Source organism: Paenibacillus cisolokensis, assembly GCF_018403665.1.
Lineage (GTDB): Bacteria > Bacillota > Bacilli > Paenibacillales > Paenibacillaceae > Paenibacillus_AH > Paenibacillus_AH cisolokensis.
In genome coordinates, this window is the sequence record NZ_BOVJ01000260.1 from 1 (window position 1) to 1543 (window position 1543).

The 1543-nt window shown below is 48.9% G+C and carries 3 protein-coding genes; 2 read left to right on the top strand and 1 reads right to left on the bottom strand.

What is annotated here, in order from left to right; translation table 11 throughout:
- Positions 1 to 131: 131 nt before the first annotated feature.
- Positions 132 to 329 carry a hypothetical protein gene (locus tag PACILC2_RS25710; RefSeq protein ID WP_213531852.1) on the top strand — a complete coding sequence of 66 codons (198 nt, stop codon included), beginning with the start codon at positions 132 to 134 and terminating at the stop codon, positions 327 to 329.
- Positions 330 to 349: 20 nt separating this feature from the next.
- On the opposite strand, the gene PACILC2_RS25715 is transcribed toward PACILC2_RS25710, so the two are convergent.
- Positions 350 to 796 (bottom strand): MarR family winged helix-turn-helix transcriptional regulator, encoded by a 447-nt coding sequence (locus tag PACILC2_RS25715; protein ID WP_213531854.1) that lies wholly within the window; start codon positions 794 to 796, stop codon positions 350 to 352.
- A gap of 205 nt (positions 797 to 1001) precedes the next feature.
- On the opposite strand from PACILC2_RS25715, the gene PACILC2_RS25720 reads away from it, so the two are divergent.
- A complete protein-coding gene (locus PACILC2_RS25720) occupies positions 1002 to 1457 on the top strand; it encodes a CBS domain-containing protein (protein ID WP_213531856.1) in 456 nt (151 codons plus the stop codon).
- Positions 1458 to 1543 lie beyond the last annotated feature (86 nt).

The following is a 1543-nucleotide window of genomic DNA, read 5'->3' on the forward strand; positions in this document are numbered from 1 at the left end:
GCAGCATCAGTTCGCCGGCATCGCATTTTCCGGATTACAAAAATCTACATATAATGCTTATATTTTGAACTTGAATACGAACGAATGTTCCGGATATAATAAGAACAAACGTTCTGATTCGGAGGTTGGCCATGCGAATTGAAAAATACGTGGGCTGCGTCGTCATCATGATCTACCTGGATCGGCGCGGCAAGTTTTCGAAGCGCGAGGTTCGGGTACAGTCCGCCCGTGACGGCCTTGTCCGGGCATTCTGTCTGACGACCGGCGCGCCGCGGGTGTTCCGGATCGAAAACATCCTCGCTCTGGAACCGGTGCGCCATGCGGGATGACGATAAGTTCGGCAGCCGATCTACCCACCTTTTTTGACTTCTTCATATTCTTTTAACACCCGGTTCAGCTTCTTCAGCTGCTCCCCGAATTGCCGGCGTTCTTCCTCGGACCAGTCGCTTAGCAGTTTGTCGATCATATCTGCCCGCGCTTTTTTTTCTTCGAGTAACGCTTTCGCGCCTTGTTCCGTAATGTGGTAGAAGTACGCTCTGCCGTCCTGCGGGTCCGGAAGCTTAACGACGTAGCCTTTTTGGTCCAATGCCGCGGCTTGTCTGCTGACGGTGGACACGTCGAGCTGCAGGCTGGCGGCCAAATCTTTTACGCCTACGGCACCTTGAACCATGAGCTGATGCAGCAATAAATAAGCCGAACGGTCCAGATTCCCGATTTTTCTGTCGGATATATTGGATATAATACGAACAAACAACGCCATCTCGTATTCGAGCGTTTCCAATGAATGACGATCCATTATCGACCAGCTCCTGACAAACCGTTATACTGCCATCATAGCTTGCGGACTGCACCTTTCAAATCGGAGAAAAGGATTATATTTGACACTATTGGAGTTGAGCTATACAATTAGCGGTAATAGTAGTTGTATTATACAACTTTATAGGGCGGGTTGGCAAAATTCTATTATGGAAACCATAAGCCGGGAGGTTGAAGAATGAAGGATGAAAGCCTATGAAATTATGAAAACCCCGGTCATTAAAGTCAAACAGGACGATCGGGTGCAGGCCGTGATCGAAAAGTTTATCGACCATGGCATCAGCGGTTTGCCGGTTGTGAACGACCGCAACGAAATTGTCGCGTACATCAGCGACGGGGATATCGTCCGTTATATCGGCAAACATCAGGATATTATCGTCGATACGTTTTTTTATATCCATGTCGTCAAAGGGGATGAAAAAGAGTTCGAAGAAAGGGCCAAGGAAATTTTGAAATTGAATGTGATGAGTCTGGCCCAAAAAACGGTGCACAAGGCGGCCTGGGATGAGGATGTCGAGAACATTGCGACTATTCTCGGAAAGAAACGGATCAAAAAATTGCCGGTTGAGCGCAACGGCGTCCTGGTCGGCATTGTCAGCCGGGGCGATGTGATCCGCAATTCCTTTAAAGCGTTGCTGTAAACATGATCTTCAAACGCAGCACTGCCATCGCGACGGGACGGCGCGCCTAAGCAAACGGCAGTTTTTGCTGTTTTTATGGCCGGCCA

What these genes read in the sequence shown, in the direction of transcription:
- PACILC2_RS25710 (WP_213531852.1), top strand. Translation starts at nt 132, where the DNA reads ATGCGAATTGAAAAATACGTGGGCTGCGTCGTCATCATGATCTACCTG.
- PACILC2_RS25715 (WP_213531854.1), bottom strand. Translation starts at nt 796, where the DNA reads ATGGATCGTCATTCATTGGAAACGCTCGAATACGAGATGGCGTTGTTT.
- PACILC2_RS25720 (WP_213531856.1), top strand. Translation starts at nt 1,002, where the DNA reads ATGAAAGCCTATGAAATTATGAAAACCCCGGTCATTAAAGTCAAACAG.